The organism is Streptomyces sp. NPDC042102 (assembly GCF_055582305.1).
Genome location: NZ_JBVJDL010000004.1, coordinates 661568 through 687874, shown reverse-complemented (window position 1 = coordinate 687874; position 26307 = coordinate 661568). Strand labels below are relative to the sequence as shown.

Annotated in this window: 21 protein-coding genes; 8 read left to right on the top strand and 13 right to left on the bottom strand. The window is 73.1% G+C overall.

Annotated elements, in window-relative coordinates; all coding sequences use genetic code 11:
* Positions 1–26: 26 nt before the first annotated feature.
* Complete coding sequence (locus ACZ6KO_RS21170) at positions 27–2540, bottom strand: DEAD/DEAH box helicase (protein WP_469305529.1); 2514 nt, start codon at positions 2538–2540, stop codon at positions 27–29.
* A 112-nt stretch (positions 2541–2652) separates the two neighbouring features.
* On the opposite strand from ACZ6KO_RS21170, the gene ACZ6KO_RS21165 reads away from it, so the two are divergent.
* Entirely contained in the window at positions 2653–3444 is a 792-nt protein-coding gene (locus ACZ6KO_RS21165; RefSeq protein ID WP_469305528.1) for a metal-dependent hydrolase, read from the top strand.
* A gap of 103 nt (positions 3445–3547) precedes the next feature.
* Here ACZ6KO_RS21165 and ACZ6KO_RS21160 read toward each other — a convergent pair whose 3' ends face one another.
* From ACZ6KO_RS21160 to ACZ6KO_RS21145, 4 genes are all read right to left on the bottom strand, one after another.
* A complete protein-coding gene (locus tag ACZ6KO_RS21160; RefSeq protein WP_469305527.1) occupies positions 3548–5329 on the bottom strand; it encodes an ABC transporter ATP-binding protein in 1782 nt (593 codons plus the stop codon).
* Positions 5326–7209 (bottom strand): ABC transporter transmembrane domain-containing protein, encoded by a 1884-nt coding sequence (locus ACZ6KO_RS21155; RefSeq protein ID WP_469305721.1) that lies wholly within the window; start codon positions 7207–7209, stop codon positions 5326–5328. Before ACZ6KO_RS21155 ends, ACZ6KO_RS21160 begins: the two co-directional genes overlap by 4 nt.
* 114 nt (positions 7210–7323) lie before the next feature.
* On the bottom strand, positions 7324–10266 hold the full coding sequence (locus tag ACZ6KO_RS21150) for an FAD-binding and (Fe-S)-binding domain-containing protein (protein WP_469305526.1): 2943 nt from the start codon (positions 10264–10266) through the stop codon (positions 7324–7326).
* A 22-nt stretch (positions 10267–10288) separates the two neighbouring features.
* Complete coding sequence (locus ACZ6KO_RS21145) at positions 10289–10840, bottom strand: MarR family winged helix-turn-helix transcriptional regulator (protein WP_469305525.1); 552 nt, start codon at positions 10838–10840, stop codon at positions 10289–10291.
* A gap of 94 nt (positions 10841–10934) precedes the next feature.
* On the opposite strand from ACZ6KO_RS21145, the gene ACZ6KO_RS21140 reads away from it, so the two are divergent.
* Together ACZ6KO_RS21140 and mltG are read left to right on the top strand one after the other, a co-directional pair.
* Positions 10935–12761 (top strand): ABC transporter ATP-binding protein, encoded by a 1827-nt coding sequence (locus ACZ6KO_RS21140; protein WP_469305524.1) that lies wholly within the window; start codon positions 10935–10937, stop codon positions 12759–12761.
* 63 nt (positions 12762–12824) lie between these two features.
* Complete coding sequence (gene mltG / locus ACZ6KO_RS21135) at positions 12825–13664, top strand: endolytic transglycosylase MltG (RefSeq protein ID WP_469305523.1); 840 nt, start codon at positions 12825–12827, stop codon at positions 13662–13664.
* Here mltG and ACZ6KO_RS21130 read toward each other — a convergent pair.
* The 5 genes from ACZ6KO_RS21130 to ACZ6KO_RS21110 all read right to left on the bottom strand — a co-directional run bounded on the left by ACZ6KO_RS21130 (position 13630) and on the right by ACZ6KO_RS21110 (position 17750).
* Positions 13630–14775, bottom strand: coding sequence for an NAD(P)-binding domain-containing protein (locus ACZ6KO_RS21130; RefSeq protein ID WP_469305522.1), 1146 nt, complete (start codon positions 14773–14775; stop codon positions 13630–13632). The two genes, mltG and ACZ6KO_RS21130, sit on opposite strands and share 35 nt — an antisense overlap.
* 90 nt (positions 14776–14865) lie before the next feature.
* Positions 14866–15543 (bottom strand): HAD family hydrolase, encoded by a 678-nt coding sequence (locus ACZ6KO_RS21125; protein WP_469305521.1) that lies wholly within the window; start codon positions 15541–15543, stop codon positions 14866–14868.
* A 47-nt stretch (positions 15544–15590) separates the two neighbouring features.
* Positions 15591–16070 carry an Lrp/AsnC family transcriptional regulator gene (locus ACZ6KO_RS21120; RefSeq protein ID WP_401447141.1) on the bottom strand — a complete coding sequence of 160 codons (480 nt, stop codon included), beginning with the start codon at positions 16068–16070 and terminating at the stop codon, positions 15591–15593.
* Positions 16071–16109: 39 nt separating this feature from the next.
* Positions 16110–17123: a PHP domain-containing protein gene (locus tag ACZ6KO_RS21115; RefSeq protein WP_469305520.1), complete on the bottom strand. Its 1014-nt coding sequence runs from the start codon at positions 17121–17123 to the stop codon at positions 16110–16112.
* A gap of 12 nt (positions 17124–17135) precedes the next feature.
* The gene (locus ACZ6KO_RS21110; RefSeq protein ID WP_469305519.1) at positions 17136–17750 is read right to left on the bottom strand and encodes an SH3 domain-containing protein; all 615 of its coding nucleotides are present in this window, start codon (positions 17748–17750) and stop codon (positions 17136–17138) included.
* A 461-nt stretch (positions 17751–18211) separates the two neighbouring features.
* Between ACZ6KO_RS21110 and ACZ6KO_RS21105 the strand changes: the two genes are divergently transcribed.
* The 4 genes from ACZ6KO_RS21105 to ACZ6KO_RS21090 all read left to right on the top strand — a co-directional run bounded on the left by ACZ6KO_RS21105 (position 18212) and on the right by ACZ6KO_RS21090 (position 22677).
* On the top strand, positions 18212–19705 hold the full coding sequence (locus tag ACZ6KO_RS21105) for an FUSC family protein (protein WP_469305720.1): 1494 nt from the start codon (positions 18212–18214) through the stop codon (positions 19703–19705).
* A gap of 94 nt (positions 19706–19799) precedes the next feature.
* Positions 19800–20210, top strand: a complete 411-nt coding sequence (locus tag ACZ6KO_RS21100) for a YciI family protein (RefSeq protein WP_469305518.1) — start codon at positions 19800–19802, stop codon at positions 20208–20210.
* Between the two features lie 200 nt (positions 20211–20410).
* Positions 20411–21547, top strand: coding sequence for a nitric oxide synthase oxygenase (locus tag ACZ6KO_RS21095; protein ID WP_469305517.1), 1137 nt, complete (start codon positions 20411–20413; stop codon positions 21545–21547).
* Between the two features lie 62 nt (positions 21548–21609).
* Positions 21610–22677: a lactonase family protein gene (locus ACZ6KO_RS21090; RefSeq protein ID WP_469305516.1), complete on the top strand. Its 1068-nt coding sequence runs from the start codon at positions 21610–21612 to the stop codon at positions 22675–22677.
* Between the two features lie 113 nt (positions 22678–22790).
* On the opposite strand, the gene ACZ6KO_RS21085 is transcribed toward ACZ6KO_RS21090, so the two are convergent.
* The 3 genes from ACZ6KO_RS21085 to tnpA form a co-directional block, all read right to left on the bottom strand.
* The gene (locus ACZ6KO_RS21085; RefSeq protein ID WP_469305515.1) at positions 22791–23720 is read right to left on the bottom strand and encodes a sirohydrochlorin chelatase; all 930 of its coding nucleotides are present in this window, start codon (positions 23718–23720) and stop codon (positions 22791–22793) included.
* A gap of 96 nt (positions 23721–23816) precedes the next feature.
* Positions 23817–24503, bottom strand: coding sequence for a uracil-DNA glycosylase (locus ACZ6KO_RS21080; protein ID WP_401445978.1), 687 nt, complete (start codon positions 24501–24503; stop codon positions 23817–23819).
* 122 nt (positions 24504–24625) lie between these two features.
* Complete coding sequence (gene tnpA, locus ACZ6KO_RS21075; protein WP_469305514.1) at positions 24626–25054, bottom strand: IS200/IS605 family transposase; 429 nt, start codon at positions 25052–25054, stop codon at positions 24626–24628.
* Positions 25055–25078: 24 nt separating this feature from the next.
* Here tnpA and ACZ6KO_RS21070 point away from each other — a divergent pair, with 24 nt between their 5' ends.
* Positions 25079–26305 (top strand): RNA-guided endonuclease InsQ/TnpB family protein, encoded by a 1227-nt coding sequence (locus tag ACZ6KO_RS21070; protein ID WP_469305513.1) that lies wholly within the window; start codon positions 25079–25081, stop codon positions 26303–26305.
* Positions 26306–26307: the final 2 nt, after the last annotated feature.

Here is a 26307-nt window from a genome sequence, read left to right as displayed (position 1 = left end):
CGGTTCGGCGGTGGGCGGCCGGGGTGTCAGAGCTGACCCACCGAGGTGACCCGGACCACGGCCCGGCCCTCCTCGTCGGAGGCCGCGAGGTCGACCTCGGCGCTGATGCCCCAGTCATGGTCGCCGTTGGGATCGGCGAAGGTCTGCCGGACGCGCCACAGCCCGTGCGCCGGGTCCTCCTCGATCATCAGCAGCTTCGGGCCGCGGGCGTCGGGGCCGGTGCCCAGGTCCTCGTACTCGTCCCAGTACGCGTCCATGGCCTCGCCCCAGGCGTCGGCGTCCCAGCCGGACTCGCCGTCCAGCTCGCCCAGCTCCTCGACGTTGTCGAGGGCCGCCAGCTCCACCCGGCGGAACATGGCGTTGCGGACCAGGACGCGGAAGGCCCGGGCGTTCGCCGTCACCGGCTTGACCTGGTCGGCCTTCTCTTGGGCCTGCTCCGCCGTCTCCACCTCCGGGTTCGCCAGCTGCTCCCACTCGTCGAGCAGGCTGGAGTCGACCTGGCGGACCATCTCGCCGAGCCAGGCGATGAGGTCCTCGAGGTCCTCGGACTTCAGGTCGTCGGGGATGGTGTGGTCCAGCGCCTTGTACGCGCTCGCCAGGTAGCGCAGCACGATGCCCTCGGTGCGGGCCAGCTCGTAGAAGGAGGTGAACTCGGTGAAGGACAGCGCCCGCTCGTACATGTCGCGGATGATCGACTTCGGCGAGACGGGGTGGTCGCCGACCCACGGGTGGCTCTTGCGGTACACGCCGTAGGCGTGCAGCAGGAGTTCCTCCAGCGGCTTGGGATAGGTGACGTCCTGGAGGCGCTCCATCCGCTCCTCGTACTCGACGCCGTCCGCCTTCATGGCGTTCACGGCCTCGCCGCGCGCCTTGTTCTGCTGGGCGGCCAGGATCTGCCGCGGGTCGTCCAGGGTGGACTCGACCACCGAGACCATGTCCAGGGCGTAGGAAGGAGACTCGGGGTCCAGCAGGTCGAAGGAGGCCAGCGCGAAGGTGGACAGCGGCTGGTTCAGCGCGAAGTCCTGCTGGAGGTCGACGGTGAGCCGGATGGTGCGGCCCTCCGCGTCGGGGGTGTCCAGCTGCTCGACGACGCCGCCGTCCAGCAGCGACCGGTAGATCGCGATGGCCCGGCGGATGTGCCGCAGCTGGTTCTTGCGCGGTTCGTGGTTGTCCTCCAGGAGCCGTCGCATCGCCTCGAAGGCGTTGCCCGGCCGCGCGATCACCGACAGCAGCATGATGTTGGTGACCTTGAAGCGCGAGGTCAGCTGCTCCGGCTCGGAGGCGATGAGCTTCTCGAAGGTGGTGTCGCTCCAGGCGACGAAGCCCTCGGGGGCCTTCTTGCGGACGACCTTGCGGCGCTTCTTGGGATCGTCTCCGGCCTTGGCCAGCGCCTTTTCGTTCTCGATGACGTGCTCGGGCGCCTGGGCGACCACGAAGCCCGCCGTGTCGAAGCCGGCCCGGCCGGCGCGGCCGGCGATCTGGTGGAACTCCCGCGCCCGCAGGGTCCGCACCCGGTTGCCGTCGTACTTGGTGAGCGCGGTGAACAGGACCGTGCGGATGGGCACGTTCACACCGACGCCGAGGGTGTCGGTGCCGCAGATGACCTTCAGCAGGCCGGCCTGGGCCAGCTTCTCCACCAGGCGGCGGTACTTGGGCAGCATGCCCGCGTGGTGCACGCCGATGCCGTGGCGTACGTAGCGGGAGAGGTTCTTGCCGAACTTCGTGGTGAAGCGGAAGTTGCCGATCAGCTCGGCGATCTTGTCCTTCTCCTCGCGCGAGCACATGTTGATGCTCATCAGCGACTGCGCCCGCTCCACGGCCTGGGCCTGGGTGAAGTGGACGATGTAGACCGGCGCCTGCTTGGTCTGCAGCAGTTCGGTGATGGTGTCGGTGATCGGCGTGGTGACGTATTCGTAGGACAGCGGGACGGGCCGGGTCGCGGAGCGGACCACCGACGTCGGCAGCCCGGTGCGGCGGGTCAGGTCCCCCTCGAAGCGGGAGACGTCGCCGAGCGTCGCCGACATCAGGATGAACTGCGCCTGCGGCAGCTCCAGCAGCGGGATCTGCCAGGCCCAGCCGCGGTCCGGTTCGGCATAGAAGTGGAACTCGTCCATCACGACCTGGCCGATGTCGGCGTCCTTGCCGTCGCGCAGGGCGATGGAGGCGAGCACCTCGGCGGTGCAGCAGATCACGGGGGCGTCCGCGTTCACGGAGGCGTCGCCGGTGAGCATGCCGACGTTCTCGGTGCCGAAGAGCTTGCACAGGTCGAAGAACTTCTCCGACACCAGCGCCTTGATGGGCGCGGTGTAGAAGGTGACCTTGTCCTGGGCCAGGGCGGTGAAGTGGGCGCCCGCCGCGACCAGGCTCTTGCCGGAGCCGGTCGGGGTGGAAAGGATCACGTTGGCGCCGGAGACCACCTCGATCAGCGCCTCCTCCTGAGCCGGGTACAGGGTGATGCCCTGGTCCTCCGCCCACGAGGAGAAGGCCTCGAAGAGGGCGTCGGGGTCGGCGTTCGGCGGCAGCTGATCAATGAGTGTCACGACCCCATCTTGCCTGGCTTCCCGCCCGATCAGGGAACCGGAATCGAAATGAAGATCGTCAAAGGTACGCTGGGCCGTCGACGATCACCACACGACAGGAGCGGGAACGAGCATGATGGGTCCGGCGCACTCACTGTCCGGCGCGGCGGCCTGGCTGGGGGTGGGTGCGGCGGCCGCGGCCGTGGGCCATCCGATGCCCTGGCCGGTCCTCGTCGTCGGCGCGCTGATCTGCGCGGGCGCGGCACTGGCCCCCGATCTCGACCACAAGTCGGCGACGATCTCGCGCGCCTTCGGCCCGCTCTCGCGCGGTCTGTGCGAGGTGGTCGACAAGATCTCGTACGCCGTCTACAAGGCGACCCGTTCCCCGCGCGACGCCCGCCGCTCCGGCGGTCACCGGACCCTGACCCATACCTGGCTGTGGGCGGTCCTGATCGGGGCCGGCGCCTCGGTGCTCGCGGTCACCGCCGACCGCTGGGGCGTGCTCGCACTGCTCTTCGTCCACCTGGTGCTGGCGGTGGAGGGCCTGCTGTGGCGAGCCGCCCGGATGTCCAGCGACGTGCTCGTCTGGCTGCTCGGGGCGACCAGCGCCTGGATCCTCGCGGGCGTCCTGGACCAGCCCGGCAACGGGGCGGGCTGGCTGTTCGACGGCCCGGGCCAGGAATACCTCTGGCTCGGCCTGCCCATCGTGCTCGGCGCCCTGGTCCACGACATCGGCGACGCGCTGACCGTCTCGGGCTGCCCGATCCTGTGGCCCATACCGATAGCGGGCAAGCGCTGGTACCCGCTCGGGCCCCCGAAGGCGATGCGCTTCCGCGCGGGCAGCTGGGTCGAGCTCAAGGTCCTCATGCCGGTCTTCATGCTCCTGGGCGGCTTCGGCGGCGCGGCCGCCCTCAACCTGATCTAGGCCCTGATCCGCCGGACAGGCCCGGGAGGTGGCGTCCGGGCCGGTCCTCCCGCCCCGGTACCCGTGCCCCCGGGCAGGGGTGCGGGTACCGGGGCCGGGTGGGTCAGCCGTGCCAGGAGCGCCACAGGGCCGCGTACGCGCCGTCTGCCGCGACCAGCTGGTCGTGGGAGCCCAGTTCGCTGATCCGGCCCGCCTCGACCACCGCGATGACGTCCGCGTCGTGCGCCGTGTGCAGGCGGTGGGCGATCGCCACGACCGTGCGGCCGTCCAGTACCCGGGCCAGTGAGCGCTCCAGGTGCCGGGCCGCCCGCGGGTCCAGCAGCGAGGTCGCCTCGTCCAGGACGAGCGTGTGCGGATCGGCCAGCACCAGCCGGGCCAGCGCGATCTGCTGGGCCTGGGCCGGCGTCAGCGCCGTACCGCCCGAGCCGACCTCGGTGTCCAGGCCGTCCTTCAGGGCCCGTGCCCAGCCGTCCGCGTCCACCGCGCCCAGCGCCGCCCACAGTTCGGCGTCCTCGGCGCCCGTACGGGCCAGCCGCAGGTTGTCCCGCAGGGACCCCACGAACACGTGGTGCTCCTGGTTGACCAGCGCCACGTGCGTGCGCACCCGCTCGGCCGGCATCCGCGACAGCCGTGCCCCGCCGAGCGTGACCTCGCCCGCCCGCGGTGCGTAGATGCCCGCCAGCAGTCGGCCCAGCGTGGACTTGCCGGCGCCCGACGGCCCGACCAGGGCCATCCGGGTGCCCGGCGGCACCGACAGCGACACCTGGTGCAGGACGTCCACGCCCTCGCGGTAGCCGAAGCGGACCTCGTCCGCCCGGACGTCGCGTCCGTCCGGGGCGACGGCGGCGTCCCCCGCGTCGGGTTCGATGTCGCGCACGCCCACCAGGCGGGCGAGTGACACCTGGGCGATCTGCAGCTCGTCGTACCAGCGCAGGATCAGTCCGATCGGGTCCACCATCATCTGCGCGAGCAGCGCCCCCGTGGTCAGCTGCCCCACCGACAGCCAGCCCCGCAGCACGCAGTATCCGCCGATCATCAGGACCGCGCCGAGGATGGTCACGTACGTGACGTTGACGACGGGGAACAGCACGCACCGCAGGAACAGCGTGTATCGCTCCCACGCCGTCCACTCCTTGATGCGCCGCTCCGACAGCGCGATCCGGCGCCGCCCCAGGCGGTGCGCCTCGACCGTGCGGCCCGCGTCCACCGTCTCCGTCAGCGCCGACGCCACCGCCGCGTACCCGGCCGCCTCCGAGCGGTAGGCCGAGGGCGCCCGCCGGAAGTACCAGCGGCAGCCGATGATCAGGACCGGCAGCGCCACCAGCGCGGCCAGGGCCAGCGGCGGCGCGGTCACGGCCAGCGCGGTGAACAGCAGGCTCACCCACACCACGCCGATCGCCAGCTGCGGCACGGCCTCGCGCATCGCGTTGGCCAGCCGGTCGATGTCGGTGGTGATCCGGGAGAGCAGGTCACCGGTACCGGCCCGCTCCAGCACGCCCGGTGGCAGTCCCACCGACCGCACCAGGAAGTCCTCGCGCAGATCGGCCAGCATCCGCTCGCCGAGCATCGCCCCGCGCAGCCGGACCAGCCGGACGAACGCCGTCTGGACGGCGAGGGCCACCGCGAACGCCAGTGCCACCCGGCCGAGGTGCAGCTCGCGGGCGCCCGCCGCGAGGTCGTCCACGACCCCGCCCAGCAGGTACGGGCCGACCATGGACGCGGTCACCGCGACCGCGTTGACCGTCACCAGCAGCACGAACGCCCGCCGGTGCCGCCGCAGCAGCCCGCGCACATAGCCCCGTACGGTCGCCGACGTGCCCACGGGCAGGGTGGCGGCCGTTTCGGGTGCCGCCGGATCGTGTTCCGGCGGCGCCACGCCGATCATGCGGACTCCTCGATCTCCGTCAGTTCTTCTTCGAGCAGTTCTTCCTCGAGCGCGGCCAGCCGCGCCTCTTCCCGGCGCGCCCGCTCCTGCTCCTCGTCCGTCTCCCGGGTCACCACGGCCCGGTAGCGCGGCTCGGCGTGCAGCAGTTCGCGGTGGGTGCCGATCGCCGCGACCCGGCCCTCGTGGATCAGGACGACCCGGTCGGCGCGGTCCAGCAGCAGCGGCGACGAGGCCAGCACCACGGTGGTGCGCCCCTCGCGCAGCGCCGCCACGCCCTCGGCGATCCGTGCCTCGGTGTGCGAGTCGACCGCCGAGGTCGGCTCGTCCAGCACCAGCACCTCCGGGTCGGTCACCAGCGACCGAGCGAGCGCGAGTCGCTGGCGCTGGCCACCGGACAGCGACCGGCCGCGTTCGGTGATCCGCGCGTCCATCGCGTCGTCCGTCCCGTCGGGAGCGGACTGCAGCAGCGCGTCCAGCACGTCCCCGCACTGGGCCGCGGCCAGCGCGGCGCCGGGCTCCACCTGCCCGGAGGCCGGTACGTCGAGCAGCTCGCGCAGGGTGCCGGAGAGCAGCACCGGGTCCTTGTCCTGGACGAGGACCAGCGTGCGCGCGTCGTCCAGCGCCAGCTCGTCCAGCGCGACCCCGCCCAGCAGCACCGACGGGCTGTCGGCGATGTCCGCCGGGTGCCCGCCGAGGCGCTCGGCGAGCCGTCCCGCCAGGTCCGGGTCGCCGCACACCACGGCGGTGAGCACACCGGCCGGTGCCAGCAGCCCGGTCTCCGGGTCGTACAGGTCACCGCCCGCCTCCGGAGCCCGGGCCTGGGCCCGGACCGCGACGACAGCCGTTCCGTCCGTCCCGGCCTTCCCGTCCGTTCCCGCCGGGTCCGAACGCGTCAGCGACAGCACCCGCGCCGCCCGCTTGGCCGACGGCCGCGAGAAGGAGTACGCCATGGCGATCTCCTCGAAGTGCCGCAGCGGGTAGAGCATCGTGGCCACCGCGCTGAACACCGCGACCAGTTCACCGACCGCGATCCGCCCGTCCTGGACGAGCACGGACCCGTACCAGACCACCGTGATCATGAGCGCGCCCGGCAGCACCACCTGGACCGCCGCGATCAGCGCCCACATCCGCGCGCTGCGCACGGCGGCCGCGCGGACCTCCTGCGAGGCCTCGCGGTAGCGGCCCAGGAACAGTTCCTCGCCGCCGATGCCGCGCAGCACCCGCAGCCCCGCCACCGTGTCGGCGGCCAGCTCGGTGGCCCGGCCCGCCTTCTCCCGCTGGACGTCGGCGCGCTGGGTGGCACGGGGCAGCAGCGGCAGCACGGCCAGGGCCAGCACCGGCACGCCGATCGCGACGACCACGCCGAGCGCGGGCGCGTAGAACAGCAGGCCCACACAGATCAGGACCACGGAGAGGGCGGCCGCGAGGAACCGGGACACGGCCTCGACGAACCAGCCGATCTTCTCCACATCACCGGTGGAGACCGCGACCACCTCACCGGCCGCGACCCGCCGGGTCAGGGCGGACCCCAGCTCGGCGGTCTTGCGGGCCAGCAGCTGCTGCACGCGCGCGGCGGCGGTGATCCAGTTGGTGACGGCCGCGCGGTGCAGCATCGAGTCGCCGAGCGCGATGGCCCCGCCGATCAGCACCAGCAGCCCGCCCACCAGCAGCAGCCGGTTCCCGTCACGGTCGACGACCGCCTCGACGCCCAGACCCACCGCGTACGGCAGTCCGGCCACCCCGCAGAAGTGCAGCAGCCCCCAGCCCAGGCTCTTGAGCTGTCCGCCGAGCTGGCCCAGCCCGAGCCAGAGCAGGAACCGGGGCCCGGAACGAGCGTCGGGCACCCCCGGATCCGGATACGGAAGATCGCTGATCTGCATGACGCCCCAGGGCTCGGTGATGGGTCCCAACCGTGCAAGGTTCGCCGTCCCGGACCGGCGCGGGCAATCGATTTTCCATCGGTCAAGAGGGGGACCGGACAGATCTCCGGCCCCTCACGGCCGGGTGGCCCACTCCAGTTCCACGAGGGCCGAGTGGTAGCGGCGGCCGGTGGCCGCCTCCATGCCCACCTCGCACATCCGGTTGGCCGACAGATGCACGTCATAGGCCCGCGCCGTCACTTCCGGCGCTTCCCGCCCGGTCGCCGACGCGGTCAGTTCCGGATGCAGCAGGCCCCGGTCGCCCGCGAAGGCGCAGCACCCCACATCGTCCGGAACCACCACCTCCGCGGCGCAGGCCCCGGCCACCGCGCGCAGCTGCGCCTCGTCACCCAGATGGCGCATCGAACAGGTGGGATGGAGCACCGCCGAGCCGGTCGTGCGCCGCACCTCCAGGTGCGGCAGCAGCTCCTCGGCGGCCCAGACCACGCTGTCCACGACCGTCAGTTCCGCGTGCAGCGCCCGGTTGTCGTCGGTCAGGTACGGCACCACCTCGCGGGCGATCCCCAGCGTGCAGGAGGAGGCGTCGACGACCAGCGGCAGCCGCCCGCCCGCCGTCCAGCCCCAGGCGGCCTCCACGATCCGGTTGGCCATCACCCCGGTACCGGCGGCGTACCCCTTGGACTGCCAGATCGTCGCGCAGCAGGTGCCCCGCACGTCCCGGGGGATCCACACCGGGCGGCCCGCCCGCGCCGACACCGCGACCACCGCCTCGGGCAGCGGCAGCACGCCCTCAGGCGACGGGGACGGACTGCCGAAGACCCGGTTGACGCACGCCGGGTAGTACACGGCCGCCGCCCCCGTCCGCCGGGTGGCGGGCAGCGTACGGGCCGCCGCGCCCGGCAGCGACGGCAGCCACCGGGGGAGCAGGTCCGCAGCCACGGCCCGGCGCGCGGCGGCGGTCGCGGCGGCCAGCGGTGCGTCCCCGACCAGGTCGGTGATCTTCCGGGCGGCGGCCACGGCCAGCCGCGCCGTGCCCTCCACGGCCCCGAAGTGCCGGGCCGCCAGCTCCGCGGCCCGCTCCTCGCGCGGCCCGTGCCGAAGGCCCCGGAACTCCTTCATCAGCGCGCCGGTGTCGATGCCGACCGGGCAGGCGAGCTTGCAGGTGGAGTCGGCCGCGCAGGTGTCCACCGCGTCGTAGCCGTACGCCTCCAGCAGTCCGTCGAGGACGGGGGAGCCGGGCGGCTGGCGCAGCATCTCGCGGCGCAGCACGATCCGCTGGCGCGGCGTGGTCGTCAGGTCCTTGCTCGGGCAGGTGGGTTCGCAGAAGCCGCACTCGATGCACGGGTCGCCGATCGCCTCGACCCGGGGAATGGTCTTCAGCCCGCGCAGGTGTGCCCGCGGGTCGCGGTCGAGCAGGATCCGCGGCGCGAGCACCCCGTCGGGGTCGACGACCCGTTTGGTGCGCCACATCAGTTCGGTGGCCCGGGGTCCCCACTCCAGCTCCAGGAACGGGGCGATGTTGCGTCCGGTCGAGTGCTCGGCCTTCAGCGAGCCGTCGAAGCGCTCCACGGTCAGCCGGCAGAAGGCGTCCATGAAGGCCGCGTACCGCTCGACGTCGGCCGGCTCGGCGGCGTCGAAGGCGAGCAGGAAGTGCAGGTTGCCGTGCGCGGCGTGGCCGGCGACGGCCGCGTCGAAACCGTGCGCGGCCTGGAGGGCCAGCAGCGCCTCGCAGGCCTCGGCCAGCCGGGCCGGCGGTACCGCGAAGTCCTCGGTGATCAGCGTCGTCCCGGGGGCGCGGGCGCCGCCCACGGCGGTGACGAAGGCCCTGCGGGCCTTCCAGTAGCCGGCGATGGTGCGCGCGTCGCCGGTGAAGGTGTTGGTGACGGAGGCGACCGGAGCGACCAGCTCCAGTCCGGCCAGCGCCGCGGCCGCGCGCCGCTCGTCGGCGGCCCGGCCCGCCGCGTCCGGTGCCCGGAACTCCACCAGCAGCGCGGTGGTGTCCTTGGGCAGGCGGGCCCAGTCGGCCGGTACGCCCTCGACGCTGACCGCCGCGCGCAGGGTGTTGCCGTCCATCAGCTCCACGGCGACGGCGCCCGCGTCGCTGAAACGCGGTACGGCGGCGGCCGCCGCGGGCAGGGAGGGGAAGAAGAGCAGGGCGCTGGTGAGTTCGCGATCCAGCGGCAGGGTGTCGAAGACCACCTCGGAGATGAAGCCGAGGGTGCCCTCGGAGCCGACCATCAGCCCGCGCAGGATCTCCACCGGGGTGGTGCCGTCGAGGTAGGCGTCGAGCCGGTAGCCGGTCGTGTTCTTGATCGTGTACTTGGCGCGGATCCGGGCCACCAGCTCCGGATCGGCCTCGATCTCCCGCTTGATGTCCAGCAGCCCGCGGCACAGCGCCGGTTCGGCGCGCGCCAGTTCCTCGTCGGCCAGCGGGTCGGCGGTGTCCACGACCGTGCCGCCGGGCAGCACGAAGGTCAGGGAGGACAGGGTGCGGTAGGCGTTCCTGGTCGTTCCCGCGGTCATGCCCGAGGCGTTGTTGGCGACCACCCCGCCCAGGGTGCAGGCGATGGCGCTGGCCGGGTCGGGGCCCAGTACCCGGCCGTACCGGGCGAGCGCGGCGTTGGCGCGCTGCACGGTCGTACCGGGGCGGATCCGGGCCCGGCGGCCCTCCTCCAGCACCTCGATCCCGGCCCAGTGCCGGCGTACGTCGACCAGGACGTCCTCGCCCTGCGCCTGGCCGTTGAGGGAGGTGCCCGCCGCGCGGAAGACCACCTCGCGCCCCCGGCCGTGGGCGTAGGACAGGACGGCGGAGACGTCGTCGATGTCCTCGGCGACCACCACGACCTGGGGCACGAACCGGTAGGGGGAGGCGTCGGAGGCGTAGCGGACCAGGTCGGAGACGTCGCCCAGGACCTTCTCGGCGCCCAGCAGCTCGCTGAGCTCGGCGCGCAGCGCCGCGGGGGTGCCGCCGGCCAGCCGTTCGGGCACCCGGTCGGGGGCGGGGCCGCGCACGGATCGTGGCCGCAGGGCTCCCGGCTTCGGTTCCAGCAGCGGCATGCGCGCCCCCTGGGCTAGGTCGTCAGCAGCGGCGCCCCGGTCCCGGTGACAGGGCGCCCAGCAGCCCGCCGAGCACCTCGCGCTGATCGGCGGTCAGTGGGGCCAGGATCTCCTCCGCGGCCCGCTTGCGCGCGTTGCGCAGCCGGCCCAGCGTGGCGCGGCCGGTGTCGGTGAGCTCGATCCGGGTGACGCGGCGGTTGGCCGGGTCGGGCACGCGGCGTACGCAGCCGGCCGCTTCCAGGCCGTCCACCAGCGTGGTCACGGCGCGGGGCACGACCTCCAGCCGGGCCGCGAGATCGGCCATCCGGGGAGGCTCCCCGGGGCCGTGGCCGGCGACCGCGCGCAGCAGCCGGGACTGGGCGGGGGTGATGCCCAGGGGTTCCAGATGGCGCTTCTGGACCCGGTGGAGCCGGCGCGTGAGCCGCAGGAGCTGCTCGGCGGCGTCGGTGGTCCCGCCGCTCTCGCCGCTGTCGGTGCTCTCGCCGGATTCGGCACTCGCGCCGGACCCGGGACTCTCTCCGGATTCGGCACTCCCGGTGATTTCGGTGCCGTCGGTGTCGGAAGCGGTGCTCATGGCGGGAACACTATCAGGACGAAGTTCATTGTGAGTATAGGTAACAATGAGCTACGCTCCCAGAGTCAGCAGTTCCCACCCCGAGAAGGAGCCCATGCGCCCCGATCAACCCGACTGGACCCCCTCGCAGCGTCCCCTCGACCCCAGCCGCCCGGCCCCCGCCGACCAGCCGCGCGAGCTCCGGCGCATCATGCGCCTCTTCCGCCCCTACCGCGGCCGGCTCGCCGTGGTCGGCGTCCTGGTCGGCGCCTCCTCGCTGGTCGGCGTCGCGTCGCCGTTCCTGCTCAAGGAGATCCTCGACACCGCCATCCCCGAGGGCCGCACGGGGCTGCTCAGCCTGCTCGCGCTCGGCATGATCGCGACCGCCGTCGTCACCAGCGTCTTCGGCGTGCTCCAGACCCTGATCTCCACCACCGTCGGCCAGCGCGTGATGCACGACCTGCGGACCGGCGTCTACGCCCAGCTCCAGCGGATGCCGCTGGCCTTCTTCACGCGCACCCGCACCGGTGAGGTCCAGTCCCGCATCGCCAACGACATCGGCGGAATGCAGGCCACCGTCACCTCGACCGCGACCTCGCTGGTCTCCAACGTCACCGCGGTGCTCGCCTCCATCGTCGCGATGCTCGCCCTAGACTGGCGCCTGACCCTCGTCTCGCTGTTCCTGCTCCCGGTCTTCGTGTGGATCAGCCGGCGGGTGGGCAACGAGCGCAAGCGGATCACCACGCAGCGGCAGAAGCAGATGGCCGCGATGGCGGCGACGGTCACCGAGTCGCTGTCGGTCAGCGGCATCCTGCTGGGCCGCACCATGGGCCGCGCCGACTCGCTGACGCGGTCCTTCGCCGAGGAGTCGGAGAAGCTCGTCGGCCTCGAGGTGCGCTCCAGCATGGCCGGGCGCTGGAAGATGTCCACGATAGGCATCGTCATGGCCGCCATGCCGGCCCTGATCTACTGGGCCGCGGGCCTCGCGCTCCAGGCGGGCGCCCCCTCGCTGTCCGTCGGCACGCTCGTCGCCTTCGTCACCCTCCAGCAGGGCCTGCTGCGGCCCGCGGTGAGCCTGCTCTCGACCGGGGTGGAGATCCAGACCTCGCTCGCGCTGTTCGCCCGTATCTTCGAGTACCTCGACCTGCCGGTGGAGATCGCCGAGCCCGCGGACCCGGTGAGCCTGGAGCGGGCCAGGGGCGAGGTCCGGCTCGAGGACGTGGACTTCGCGTACGACACCGCGGGCGGCCACGCCCTCACGGGGATCGACATCACCGTGCCGGCCGGCGGATCGCTCGCCGTGGTCGGCCCGACCGGCTCCGGCAAGAGCACCCTCAGCTACCTGGTGCCGCGGCTCTACGACGTCACCGGCGGCCGCGTCACCCTCGACGGGGTGGACGTGCGCGACCTCGACTTCGACACCCTCGCGCGCTCCATCGGCGTGGTCTCCCAGGAGACCTACCTCTTCCACGCCTCCGTCGCCGACAACCTCCGCTTCGCCAAGCCGGACGCCACCGACGAGGAGATCGCCGAGGCGGCCCGCGCGGCCCAGATCCACGACCACATCGCCTCGCTGCCCGACGGGTACGACACGCTGGTCGGCGAGCGCGGCTACCGCTTCTCCGGCGGCGAGAAACAGCGGCTGGCCATCGCCCGCACCATCCTGCGCGACCCGCCGGTGCTGATCCTGGACGAGGCCACCAGCGCCCTGGACACCCGCACCGAGCACGCCGTGCAGCAGGCCATCGACGCCCTCTCCGAGGGCCGCACCACCATCACCATCGCGCACCGCCTGTCCACCGTCCGCGACGCCGACCAGATCGTCGTCCTCGACGCCGGCCGGATCGCCGAGCGCGGCACCCACGAGGAGCTGCTGGCGGCCGACGGCCGGTACGCCGCCCTGGTGCGCCGGGACGCCGAACTCGCGCCGGTGAAAGTGTGACCGTATGACGGTCGTACGGGCATGATGCCCGGGATGCGGCGTTCGCCGGGTTAGGGTGCCGGCATGCGTCATGAGAACCGGCCGCCACGGCGCCGGACCCGGCTCACCCGCCGCGGCCGGCTGGCGATCCTCCTCGGCACGCTGCTCGCGATCGGGGCGGCGGCCCTGGTCCCGCTGCTGCGTGGCGCCGGGCCCGGGCCGGAGAAGCCGCGCCTGCTGCTGATCCCCGAGGGCTGGCGCGCCTCCCAGGTCTACGCCGCCGTGGACCGCGAGCTCAAGGTGCCGTCCGGCACCACGAAGGCGGCGGCCGCCGCGGCCGGGCCCGCGCTGCCCGCGGAGGCGAAGGGCAACCCGGAGGGCTTCCTGTTCCCGGCGACGTACCCGGTGACCTCGACGACCACCCCGGACCAGCTCCTGGCGTACATGGTGCGCACCGCCCACCAGAAGCTCGCCACCAAGCCGGTCGCCGACGGCGGCCGCACGCACGGCATGACGCCCTACCAGACGGCCACGCTGGCCAGCATCATCCAGGCGGAGGCCGAGACCCCCGCCGACATGGGCAAGGTCGCGCGGGTGGTGCACAACCGGCTCGCGCGGTCGATGCCGCTGCAGATGGACTCCACGATCAACTACGCGCTGAACCGTCACACCGTGGACACCACACTGAGCGACACCCGCATCGACAGCCCCTTCAACACCTACGCCCGCCAGGGCCTGCCGCCGACCCCGATCGCCAACCCGGGTCTCTCGGCCATGGCGGCGGCGGTCGCGCCCACCCCGGGGGACTGGCTGTTCTTCGTCACCGTCAAACCCGGGGACACCCGCTTCTCGGCCACGTACGAGGAGCACCGGCGCCACGTGGCCGAGTTCAACGCCCTGCGCGCCGCCGCCCGCCGGACCTAGTGCCGTGACCGGCACCGACCGCCGCGGCCGCGGGGACCGCCGACGGTGCGCGGGAGAGCAGGCGGCGGATCTCGCGGACCGCCGCGCCGCCCGCGCGGTTGGCCCCGATCGTGCTGGCCGACGGCCCGTACCCCACCAGGTGCACCCGCTCGTCGCGCACCGCCCGGGTGCCCTCGACCCGGATGCCGCCGCCGGGCTCGCGCAGCCGCAGCGGGGCCAGGTGGTCGATGGCGGCCCGGAAGCCGGTGGCCCACAGGATGACGTCCGCCGCCACGGCCGACCCGTCGGCCCACACCGCGCCGTCCGGCGTGATCCGCTCGAACACCGGCCGGGGCGCCAGTACCCCCGACTCCCGGCCGGCCCGGACCGCGTCGGTCAGCGCCAGCCCGGTCACACTCACCACGCTCCGCGGCGGCAGCCCCCGGCGCACCCGTTCGTCGACCAGCGCCACCGCGGCCCTGCCCTCGGCCTCGCCGAACGGGCCCTCCCGGAACACCGGGGGCCGCCGCGTCACCCAGGTGGTCCGCTCCGCCACCTCGGCGATCTCCAGCAGGTGCTGCACCCCCGAGGTGCCGCCGCCCACCACGATCACCCGGGCGCCCGCGAACTCCGCGGGCCCCCGGTAAGTCGCCGTGTGCAGCTGACGGCCGCGGAAGGTCTCCTGCCCCGGGTAGCGCGGCCAGAACGGCCGGTCCCAGGTGCCGGTGGCATTGATCAGCGCCCGCGCGCCGAAGGCCCCGGCGGAGGACTCGACCAGCAGCCGGCCCCCCTCGCCCTCGCGGACCGCGCTCACGTCCACCGGGCGCAGCACCCCGAGGCCGAAGGCCTCCTCGTACGCCGTGAAGTACGCCCCGATCACCTCGGCGGACGGCAGTGCCGGGTCGGCCCCGGTCAGCTCCATGCCCGGCAGCGCGTGCATCCCGTGCACCGCGCCGTACGTGAGCGTCGGCCAGCGGAACTGCCAGGCCCCGCCCGGCGCCGGCGCATGGTCCACCACCACGAAGTCCCGGCCCGGCACCAGCCCCGTCCGCCGCAGGTGGTAGGCGGCGGACAGGCCCGCCTGCCCCGCGCCGACGACGACCACGTCCACGTTCCACACGAAATCGTTCACGGTTCTACCAACTCGCGCGACGGGCGGGATCTTCCCCGGTGCCGCCGCCCGCCGCCCGCGAGGTCGCCGCGGCCCGCCGCCCGCCCGCCGTCAGGCCGCGCGGTGCTCGCTCAGCCACTCGTAGGCGGTCTCCGCGCTGAATTCCCGCGGTCCGCCGCGGAAGAGCAGTCCGGCCGTCGAGAACGCCGGGTCGTCGGAGGTCGCCGCCGCGTACGGGACCGCCAGGCACTCCATCCCGGCCGCGTGCGCGGCCCGGACGCCCGGCGCCGCGTCCTCCACGACCACGCAGTCCGCCGGGTCCGCGCCCAGCCTGCGCGCCGCCTCCAGGAAGACGTCCGGGGCCGGCTTGCCCCGGGCCACCTCCTCGGCGGAGACCGCCGTGGTCAGCAGCGCGTCCAGGCCCGTTCCGGCCAGCACCGCGTCGATGGCCTCGCGCGAGGAGCCGGAGGCCACCGCCATCGGGATGCCCTCGCCGTGCAGCCGCTCCGCGAACGTGCGCATCTGCGGGTAGGCCGCGGTCCCGGTGCGCGCCAGCTCCAGGTACGCCGCGTTCTGCTCGGCGAGCAGCTGCGCCAACGGTGCCGGGATGCCGTACCGCTCCCGCAGGATCCCCAGCGTCTCCCGGGTGCCGATGCCGATGAACGCGCTGTGCTGCTCCCAGGTGAAGTCGGGAACGCCATGGCGCTCAAGGGTGCGGCGCCCCGACTCGTAGTAGTTCGGTTCGCTGTCCACGAGGGTGCCGTCGAGATCGAATATGACGGAGATCATCCGTTTATGCCCGTTCTGCTGCTTGTGTGCGTTCCCTCACTATCTTGTCAGGGTTTGCGAGCGGCTTTGCCCACCGCTTCCACCAGCGGCAGCAACCGGTGCGGCACGCGCTCGCGCAACGCCACCTCGGTCCGGGTGCGCACCACGCCGGGCAGCCTGATCAGCCGCTGGATGACGTCCTCCAGGTGCGCGTTGTCCCGGGCCGCCACCCGGGTCAGCAGATCTCCGCCGCCCGTGATCGAGAAGGCCTCGATGATCTCCGGTACGGCGGCCAGCGCGTCGCCGACCTCGTCGAGGTGCCCCTGGGTGACCTCGATGTGCACGAAGGCCAGCACCGGGTGACCGAGGGCCGCCGGGGACAGCACCGGACCGGTGCCGGTGATCACCCCGGTGCGCTCCAGCCGGTCGAGGCGGGCCTGCAGCGTGCCGCGCGCGATGCCCAGCAGCCGGGCGTACTCGCGCACGCTGGTGCGCGGCTGCTCGATCAGCAGGCGCAGGATCCGGGTGTCGAGCTCGTCCACCGCCATGTGCGCGACTGTACCAATGGCCCAGTGGTCCCCGCCCGCTCAGCCGTGCGTCCAGGCCAGCAGGCGGTCCACCGGCCAGGTGGTGACCACACGGTCGGCCGGAACTCCGCATTCCTCGGCCCGGGCACACCCGAAGATCTGCCAGGACAGCTGCCCGGGCGCGTGCGCGTCGGTGTCGATGGCGAAGAGCGCGCCCGCATCGACGGCCTGGCGCAGCAGCCGGCGCGGTGGATCCAGCCGCTCGGGCCGGCTGTTGATCTCCACCGCCGTGCCGGACTCGGCGCACGCGGCGAAGACCTCGGCCGCGTCGAACTCCGACTCCGGCCGTTCCCTGCCGGTGACCAGCCGGCCCGTGCAGTGCCCGAGGACGTCCGCGTGCGGGTTGCGCACCGCCGCGACCATGCGGCGCGTCATCGCGCGCCGGTCCATGCGCAGCTTGGAGTGCACCGAGACGACCACCACGTCGAGCCGCTCCAGCAGTGCGGGCTCCTGGTCGAGCGAGCCGTCCTCGAGGATGTCGCACTCGATGCCGGTCAGCAGCCGGAACGGCGCCCAGGCCGTGTTGAGCTCCTCGACCACGGCCAGCTGCTCGCGCAGCCGGTCCGGGGAGAGGCCGCGGGCCACCGTCAGACGTGGCGAGTGGTCGGTCAGCGCCGCCCACTCGTGGCCGAGCCCCGCAGCGGCGCGGGCCATGTCCTCGATGGTGCTGCCGCCGTCCGACCAGTCGGAGTGCAGATGGCAGTCACCGCGCAGGGCGGCCCGCAGCGTCTCGCCCCGGCCGTCCGTGGAGAGCGGGACGGAGGCCTCTTCCTCCAGCCGCTCCAGGTAGGCGGGGGTCCGGCCGGCCAGCGCCTCCGTGATCACCGCCGCGGTCTTCGGGCCGATGCCCCTGACCGCCTCCAGAGTCCCGGCCGCGGCCCGCCGCGCGACCTCGCCGTCCGCCATCGCGGCGACCTGCTCGGCGGCGGTGCGGAAGGCCCGTACGCGGTACGCGGGTTCCTGCGCGCGTTCCAGGAGGAACGCGATCCGCCGCAGGGCGGCGACCGGGTCCATGGGTGGTTCGCGTCAGTAGCACCACTTCACGGGCGTCAGGTTCTTGACGTAGCGGGCGGCGACCCAGCCGTCCTCGCCGTGCAGGCGGTACCACAGCTTGTTGCCGTCGACCGGCTCGCTGTGCTTCTTGCACTTCAGCTCGAGCTTCTCGTGCGGGTAGACCTGGCCGATCGGGCGCGACTCGGTGGTCGGCTTGCTGCGGATCTTCAGCGGGGTGGTCGAGACCACCTTGCCGTACGCGGGGTGGTGCTTGGGGTGGTCGGTGGGCTCCTCGTCGTCCCCGTAGTCGTCGTCCTTGCTGCCGTGGTCGCCCTTGTCCCCCTTGTCTCCCTTGTTCTCCTTTTCCTCCTTCTCGCCCTTGTCGCCGTGGTGGGTGCCCGACTCGTCCGAGCCGTCCATCCCGTCCTCGAGGCCGTTCTCCAGGCCGTCCTCCTCCTTCTCCTCCTCCCCGTACTCGCCCTCGCCGTACTCCTCGTCCTCGTACCCGTCCCCGTCGTCGAGGACCTTCGCCTGGCCCTGCGTGGCGGCGGGCGGCTCGTCGTCCGCGACCGCGACGCCGGCGCCGACGAGGCCGAGCACCAGGCTTCCGGCGGCGAGAGCGAGGCTAGTCCTGGTGGCTGTCAGCATGAGCCGGCTCCTCTTGAAAGGCATCGTGGCGACCGGTCGGTCGCCACGATGACTATGACGACGGCGTCCCTCCCAGCCCCGGTGGCGCACCGCCGAATAGCCCGAATTGACCAATTTGTTCTGATTCTTAGGCGTGTGGGCGGGCGGACCCGCGCCCGACCGTCCGGCGCCGGCCCGTCCGCCCTCAGGGCTGCGTGGTCCGTTGGCCTCCCGACGGCCGACGCGAAGGCGGTCCGGCTGTACCAATGGCCCACTTTCCATGGGATGGCTTGAGCCAGTGGGTCCTCGGATGCTTATCTGTGTCGTATCCATGTACTTGCGGCGCCGCGCAGCGCCGGACGGCAACGAGGCCGCTCCGGACCGCGGTGCCTTCGCCGTGTCTGCACGCCGCCCACCACCCCCGGGCCGCCGGCAGCCGGCGCGCACCACTGCGAGGGGAGCGGCACACCGCCGTGAAGAGGATGTTCGTGGCTCCTGACCCGGGGCGGCTCCGGCTCAGGAATTCCGCCCGCGCCGTCGTCGGCGTCGGGCTCGCCGTCGCCGTCGCCGAGCTCTGCGGGCTCTCGCTGACCGCCTCCATCACCGGGGGACTGGCGGCCCTGCTCGCCCTCTTCACCGTCACCGACGCCTCCGTGCGCGCCCAGCGCGCCACCACCGCCCTGCTGCCCGCCGCCGGGTTCCCGGTACTGGCGCTGGCGACCACCCTGCACGGGGTCCCGCTCGCCCGCGACGCCGGCTTCCTCGCCGTCGTCTTCTGCGGGGTCTACGCCCGCCGCTGGGGGCCGCGCGGACACGCGCTCGGGATCTTCGCGTTCATGATGTTCTTCGTCACCCAGTTCCTGCACGCCCTGCCGTCCCAGCTGCCCGAGCTGTACACCGCCGTCGGCCTGGCCCTGCTCGCCGCGGGCCTGGTCCGCTTCCTGCTGTGGCCCGTCGAACGGCGTACGCCGCCCGCCCCCGCGCCCCCGCCGCTGCCCGGCACCGGGCTGGCCCGGCCCACCACCCGGCAGGCCTTCCAGGCCACCGCCGCATGCGCCTTCGCGCTCGCCATCGGCCAGGCCCTTTCCGAGGACCGCTGGTACTGGGCCGTCGGCACGGCCTGGTGGATCTTCGTCAACACCGCCTCCCGCGGCGAGACCCTCGTCCGCGGCTTCCGCCGCGTCCTCGGCACGGTCGTCGGCATCGCCGCCGGGCTGCTCATCGCGGTCCCGCTGCACGGCGCGCCCGGTCCCACCGCGGCCCTGGTCGCCGTCTGCGTCTTCGGCATCTTCTACACGGCCGCGCCCTCGTACTCCTGGATGATGTTCTTCGTCACCGTCATGGCCGGCCTGCTGTACGGGCTCCTCGGCGTCCTGCACCCCGGACTGCTGCTCCTGCGCTTCGAGGAGACCGCGGTCGGCGCACTGGGCGCGGCCCTCGCCGTGGCCCTGATCCTGCCCGTCACCACCCACGCCGCCAACGACGCGTGGATCCAGCGCGCGCTGCACTGCGTACGGGCCTCCACCGCCGCCACCCACCGCCGCCTCGCGGGCGACCCCGGGGCCGACCCGGCGCCCCACGCGGCCGAGCTGGAGCTGCTGCTGGCCCGGGTCCGGATGGCGCTGGCGCCGCTGGTCCACCCGCTGAGCCCGCTGCGCGCCCGCAAGGCGCGGGCCCGGCAGGTGCTCGCCCTGCTCGACACCTGCGCGCGCGAGGTACGCGGCCTGGTGGCCGTCGCCGCCGACCCGCAGGCCTCGCACGACGCCCGGCTGGCCGCCGCCTGCTGGCGCGTGGAGGCCGCCGTCGAGGCGCTGACCGCGCCCGCCGGTACCCCGGCCGCCCTGACCGCACCGGCCGCGCACCCGGCCCCGGCCGAACCCGCGCTCGCCCACCTGCACGGCCTGGAACACGCCCTCACCGCACTGGCCGCCCCGCTGCGCACCGACCCCCGCGCCCCGCTCACGGTCGGCGCCTGACCGGCCGCCGGGGGCACCGGCCACCCGGGTGGTTCGGGCCCGGATCCCGTGGTGCGCCGCCCGGTCCGGGCCGCGCCCGGGGTCCCCTGGAGCCATGAAGTACATGGTGATGATCCAGGGAACGCAGGCCGACTACGACGCCATGAAGGGCCGGGGCGGCGCGACGACCCCGGCCTGGAGCGAGGCGGACCTGTCCGCGATGTACGCCCACATGGAGGGGATCAACGCGGAGCTCGCCGCCTCCGGGGAGCTCGTCGACGCGCAGGGGCTGACCGAGCCCGCACAGACCCGGGTCGTCAGGGGACTGCCCGGCTCCGCGCTCACCGTCACCGACGGCCCGTACGGGTCCGGGGACTCCTGGCTGGCGGGGTACTGGGTGGTGGACTGCGCCGGCCTGGACCGGGTGACCGAGATCGCCGCCAAGGTCACGCAGTGCCCGCTGCCCGCCGGCACGACGCAGGAGCAGGTGGTCGTGATCCGGCCGATCGGCGAGGCTCCCGAGTGACGCCCCGTCCGGCGGTCCGCCCCGGACGACGGCGTTTCCCGCCGGCGCAAGCCCCTCGGCGCAGCATCACCCGACAGAGTGTTCCGGCCGGATGCGGCCCCGGTTCCTGACCTGCGGCATGTACAAACGGTGAGTGTTCGACGCACATTCATCCGGCATGTACAGGGTGGATCTGGCAGGACAGGGGGTAACCGCCCGGAATGGAAATACTGCACGAGCGCTCGACGATCGCTCAGACGGTAGCAGCGGCGGAGGAGTTCATCGGACTCTTCCACAGGGAGAACCCGGACGCCGGTGATCCGCGCGCCCGGCTCGCCGCGGTACGGGCCGAGCTCGCGGAGACCGGAACCTACCGGCACACCCCCGAGGAGCTCGCCCACGGCGCCCGCGTGGCGTGGCGCAACAGCAACCGGTGCATAGGCCGCCTGTACTGGAACTCCCTGCGGGTGCGCGACCGCAGGGAGCTCACCGGCGCCGACGAGATAGCCGCCGAATGCGTCGGCCACCTCCGGGAGGCGACCAACGGCGGCCGGATCCGGCCCACCATCACGGTCTTCGCCCCCGACACCCCGGAGCGCCCCGGCCCGCTCATCTGGAGCGAGCAGCTCATCCGCTACGCCGGCTACGGCGACCACCCCTCGGTCACGGTCGGGGACCCGCGCAACCGGGAACTGACCGAGGCGTTGCGTGCCCTCGGGTGGCCCGGCGGCCCCGGCACCCCCTTCGACCTCCTCCCGCTCGTCGTCCAGGGGTGCGACGACAAGCCCCGCTGGTTCGACCTCCCCGCCGACGCCGTGCTGGAAGTGCCCATCGAGCACCCGGAGGACGACCACTGGTCGGACTGGGGCCTGCGCTGGCACGCCGTCCCCGCGATCTCCAACATGTGCCTGGAGATCGGCGGCATCCACTACCCCGCCGCCCCCTTCAACGGCTGGTACATGGGTACCGAGATCGGCGCCCGCAACCTCGGCGACACCGACCGCTACAACCTCCTGCCCGTGGTGGGCCGCCGGCTGGGCCTGGACGTCACCAACGACCGCACGCTGTGGAAGGACCGGGCGCTGGTCGAGCTCAACCGGGCGGTGCTGCACTCCTTCGACCGCGCCGGGGTCACCATCGCCGACCACCACACCGAGTCGCGCCGCTTCCTCACCCACATCGACCGCGAGGAACTCAAGGGCCGCGAGGTGGGCGCCGACTGGTCCTGGATCGTGCCGCCGATCTCCGGATCCGCGTGCCCGGTCTTCCACCGCACCTACGAGGACCGCCCGCACACCCCGGCCTTCGCGCACCACGAGGGTGCGAGGGAACGAGCCGAAGGGCGGGATCTGGTCTAGACCTTCTGTTACGGTCGCTTCCGGACCGGTGCGGCCGACGGCGACGGAAGAGGAGCAGCAGGGTGGACGAGCGGGAAATCCGGGCCTACGTCGGCTCGTTCACATCGGCGGGCGGCCGCGGGGTCACCACCGCGGCCGTGGACCCGGCGACCGGGGCGCTGAGCGTCCTCGGCGCCAGCGACGCGGTGGCCGATCCGTCGTACCTGGCGGTCGGTGAGCGGTACGTGTACGCCGTCAGCGAGGGCGAGGCGGGCGCGGTGGCCGCGTTCGCCCCCGGCGTGGACGGAGTGCTGCGCCCGGCCGCGGCGCCCGCGTCCACCCACGGCCGCGGGCCCACCCACCTCGCCGCGGTCGGGACGTCCTGGCTGGTGGCCGCCCACTACACGTCGGGCAGCGTCGTCGCGCTCCCGCTCGGCCCCGACGGCAGCCCGGGCCAGGCCGCCTCGGTGCTGCGGCACACCGGCTCCGGGCCGGACTCCGACCGGCAGCGGGAACCGCACGCCCACCAGGTGCTGCCCGACCCCACCGGCCGCTGGGTGCTCAGCGTGGACCTCGGCACGGACTCCGTGCGGGTCTGCGCGCTGGACGGCGCCGACGGTGTCCTGCGCCCGCACGGGGAGGCGAAGCTGCCGCCCGGGAACGGGCCCCGGCACCTCGCCTTCCACCCCGGCGGCGAGCTGGTCTACGTCCTCAACGAGCTGCGGCCGCTGCTGACCGTCTGCCGCTGGGACGCGGCCTCGGGTGATGTGGAACCGGTCCACGAGGTTCCGGTGGCCCCAGAAGGCGCTCCAGGGGGCACGCGGGCCTATCCCTCGGCCGTGGTCGTCGCACCCGACGGACGCTTCGTCTGGGCGGCGGTGCGCGGCAGCGACACCATCGCCGTGCTCTCGCTCGCCGGCGACCCGGCGCGGCCGCGGCTCACCGCCACGGTGGCGAGCGGCGGGCACTGGCCGCGCGACCTGGCCCTGGAGCCGGCCGGGGGCCGGCTGTACCTGGCCAACGAGCGCTCCGGGGACGTCACCTGGTTCGACGTGGACGCGGAGACCGGGGTGCCGCGGCGGGCGGGCTCGGTCCCGATTCCCGCCGCCACCTGCGTGGTCTTCGGTCCGGCCGGCCGCGTACGGCGCTGAACCGGCCGGGTGCGGACCGCCCCGCCGAACCCGGCGGCGTACGGCGAGGGCCCGCCCCCGTCACCTGACGGGGGCGGGCCCCCACGCCGTACGTGTGCCCGCGGGGCGGCGGGTCAGCGGGCCTGTGCGGTCTGCGGGATCCCGAGGGCCGCGCTGTACTGCGCGACCGCGAGCTTGCCGATGGCCGGGTAGGCGCCGAGCACCTCGGCGGTGGCGCAGTCCGCCTCCTTGCAGGCCGTGTCCAGCAGGCCCTCGGCGGCCTCCGGGCCGATCAGGTACGGGGCCAGCGCCAGCTGGACCGACCCGGCGTCCCGCAGCTGCTGGGCGACCGAGGCCACCGAGCCCTCCTGGTCCAGCGCGGCCGCCATCACGGGCACCGCGAGCCGGGCGGCCAGCAGCATGCCGGTGATCCCGGCGGCCTGGACGGCGTCCTCGCCGCCGGTGGTGGCCAGGATGATGCCGTCGGCCGCGGTCGCCACGGTGAACAGCCGGGCGCGGTCCGCGCGGGCCAGGCCCGCCTCGGAGAGCCGCACGTGCAGGCCCTCGGCCAGCAGCGGGTGCGGGCCGAGCACCTCGGCCAGCTCGACGGCGGCCGAGGAGTCCATCAGCGCCTGGCGGATCCGGCGCAGCAGATCCGCGTCGGGGCCGGCCAGCAGCGGCACCACCACGGCGTCCGGGCCGGTCGCCGGGGGCACCTCGTGGCCGGCGGCACGGGCGAACTCGGCGCGCGCCGCGCGCTCGGCCGCCACCGAGGTCAGGACGGAGGAGAGGGCGGGGAACTCCGCGGTCAGCGTGTCCTGCGTGACCTCGCCCTCCAGGTAGCCGATCCGGGCATCGAGCCCGGGCAGCTCCGAGCGGCCGATGCTGAGGATCTCCTCCGCGAGGCTCCGCGCGGCGGCGGAAGGCGCACCCGGCACGGCGAGCACCAGCGCGGGCGCGCCCTCGGGCGCCACCGCGGGCTCGGGCCGGCGGTGCCGTCCGGTCTGGCGGGGTCGCGGCATTCGTACGGGCAGGCCGTTCTCGGGCCCAGTGGGGGTGCTCATGGCGCCGCATGCTACTGGCTTATCGGAACCTGGTGTTCGGGGAGGGGGCGTCTGCGTGCCTTCTGTCCGCATTTATCCGTCGAATACTGGATACCGTCAACTCACGGACGGCAAGCGCCAGTCGACAGGCTGTGCACCCTGGCGCACCAGCAGGTCGTTCGCGCGGCTGAACGGCCGGGAGCCGAAGAACCCGTAATCGGCCGACTTGGGGGAGGGGTGCGAGGACTCCACCACCGGCAGTTCGCCGAGCAGCGGCCGCAGATTGCGTGCGGCCCGGCCCCACAGGATGGAGACCAGCGGCTTGCCCCGGGCGGCGAGCGCCCGGATCGCCTGGTCGGTGACGGCCTCCCAGCCCTTGCCCGCGTGCGCGTTCGACCGGCGCGGGGCGGTCGTCAGCGCACGGTTGAGCAGCAGCACGCCCTGCCCGGTCCAGGGGGTCAGGTCCCCGTTCGCGGGCCGCCCGGTGCCCAGGTCCCGGTGCAGCTCCAGGAAGATGTTGTCCAGGCTGGCCGGAACCGGCTGGACGTGCGGGGCCACCGAGAAGGACAGTCCCACCGCGTGCCCGGGCGTCGGGTACGGGTCCTGCCCCACGATGAGGACCTTCACCTCGTCGAAGGGCTGCTGGAAGGCGCGCAGGACGTTCGCGCCGGCGGGTACGTAGGTGCGTCCGGCGGCGATCTCCGCGCGCAGGAAGTCCCCCATGGCGGCGATCTGGCCCGCCACGGGCTCCAGCGCGCGGGCCCAGCCCGCTTCGACGATCTCGTTCAAGGGTCGTGCTGCCACGACCGATCACTCTACCTCTGATCTTGCGCAGTGCTCGGCCCTTTGGGGCGGGGGTGAAGCGCATCCTTGGCCCGGAGGCGCAAGGCGCCGGAGTTCGCTGCGCCTCGGGGTGACGGCCGGTCTCAGACCGGCTGTTGCTGGTTCTCGATGTACTGCTTGACCACGGTCAGCGGTGCACCGCCGCAGGACCCGGCGAAGTAGGAGCCGGACCAGAAGTGTCCGCTCCACAGGTACCGCCGGATGTGGCTGTCGTACTCCTTGCGCAGCAGCCGGGCCGAGACCCCCTTGAGGCTGTTGACCAGCTTGGAGAGCTGGACCTTCGGCGGGTAGTGCACGAGCAGGTGCACGTGGTCGGTCTCGCCGTTGAACTGCTTCAGCTCGGCTCCGAAGTCCGTGCAGACCTCTCGCATGATCTCTTCGCAGCGCGTCAGGATTTCGTCGGTCATGGCTCCACGCCGGTACTTGGTGACGAAAACCAAGTGGGCGTGGAGATCGTAGATGACGTGACGGCCCGTGCGTACATCGGGATTTGGGTTCCAGCGTGGTGACATGAGCCAAGTATGTATGATCAAGGTATGCAGCTCCGGTACAGCTTCCGGGTCTACCCGAACGGTCCGCAGCGCTCCGCGCTGGCCAGGGCGTTCGGGTGTGCCCGGGTGGTCTTCAACGACGCGCTGCGCGTCCGCGAGACCGCCCGCGCCGCCGGGCTGCCGTTCGTCCCGTCTGGCGAGCTGTCCAAGCAGCTCACCGCCTCGAAGAAGACCCCTGAGCGGGCATGGCTCGCCGAGGTGTCGAGCGTGGTCCTGCAGCAGTCCCTCCGGGACCTGGACACCGCCTACAAGAACTTCTTCGACGGCCTCAAGGGCAAACGTCCGCGCATGGGTGCGCCCCGGTTCAAGTCCCGCCGGGACAACCGGCAGTCGATCCGCTTCACCGCGAACGCCGGGTGGAAGATCACCACGGGCGGTGAACTGCGCCTGCCGAAGATCGGCGACGTGATCGTGAAGTGGTCCCGTTCCCTGCCGTCAACGCCGTCCACGGTGACCGTGATCAAGGACGCGGCAGGGCGGTACTTCTGCTCGTTCGTGGTCGAGACCGGCCCGGATGAGGCACTGCCCGAGGTGGCGCCCGAGGTCGGTATCGACCTGGGCCTGTCCCACTTCGCGGTCCTCTCGGACGGCACGAAGATCGACAGCCCGCGCTTTCTGCGCCGGGCCGAGAAGAAGCTCAGGAAGGCACAGCGGAACCTCAGCCGGAAGGCGAAGGGGTCCAGGAACAGAATCAAGGCCCGGCTCAAGGTCGCCCGCGCACACGCGAAGGTGGCCGACGCGCGGCGCGAGTTCCACCACCAGCTCTCGACGAAGATCATCCGTGAGAACCAAGCGGTTGCCGTTGAAGACCTGGCGGTCAAGGGACTCGCCCGTACGCGGATGGCCAAGTCCGTCCACGACGCCGGATGGTCGGCGTTCGTGACGATGCTGGAGTACAAGGCAGCCCGGTACGGACGCACCTTCATACGGATCGGCCGGTTCGAGCCCACCTCACAGGTGTGCTCGCAGTGCGGCGTCAAGGACGGCCCCAAGCCCCTCCATGTCCGTGTATGGGAGTGCGGGGCGTGCGGGGCCGTCCTCGATCGGGACGTCAACGCGGCGGTCAACGTCGCCAAAGCCGCCGGACTGGCGGTATCAGCCTGCGGAGCGCGGGTAAGACCGGGACTCGTCCCGGCACAGCGCGAAGAAACAGGAACCCACCCGGAGCCGCGCCGGTCAACGGCGCGGCAGACGGGAATCTCCGTCCTTTGAGG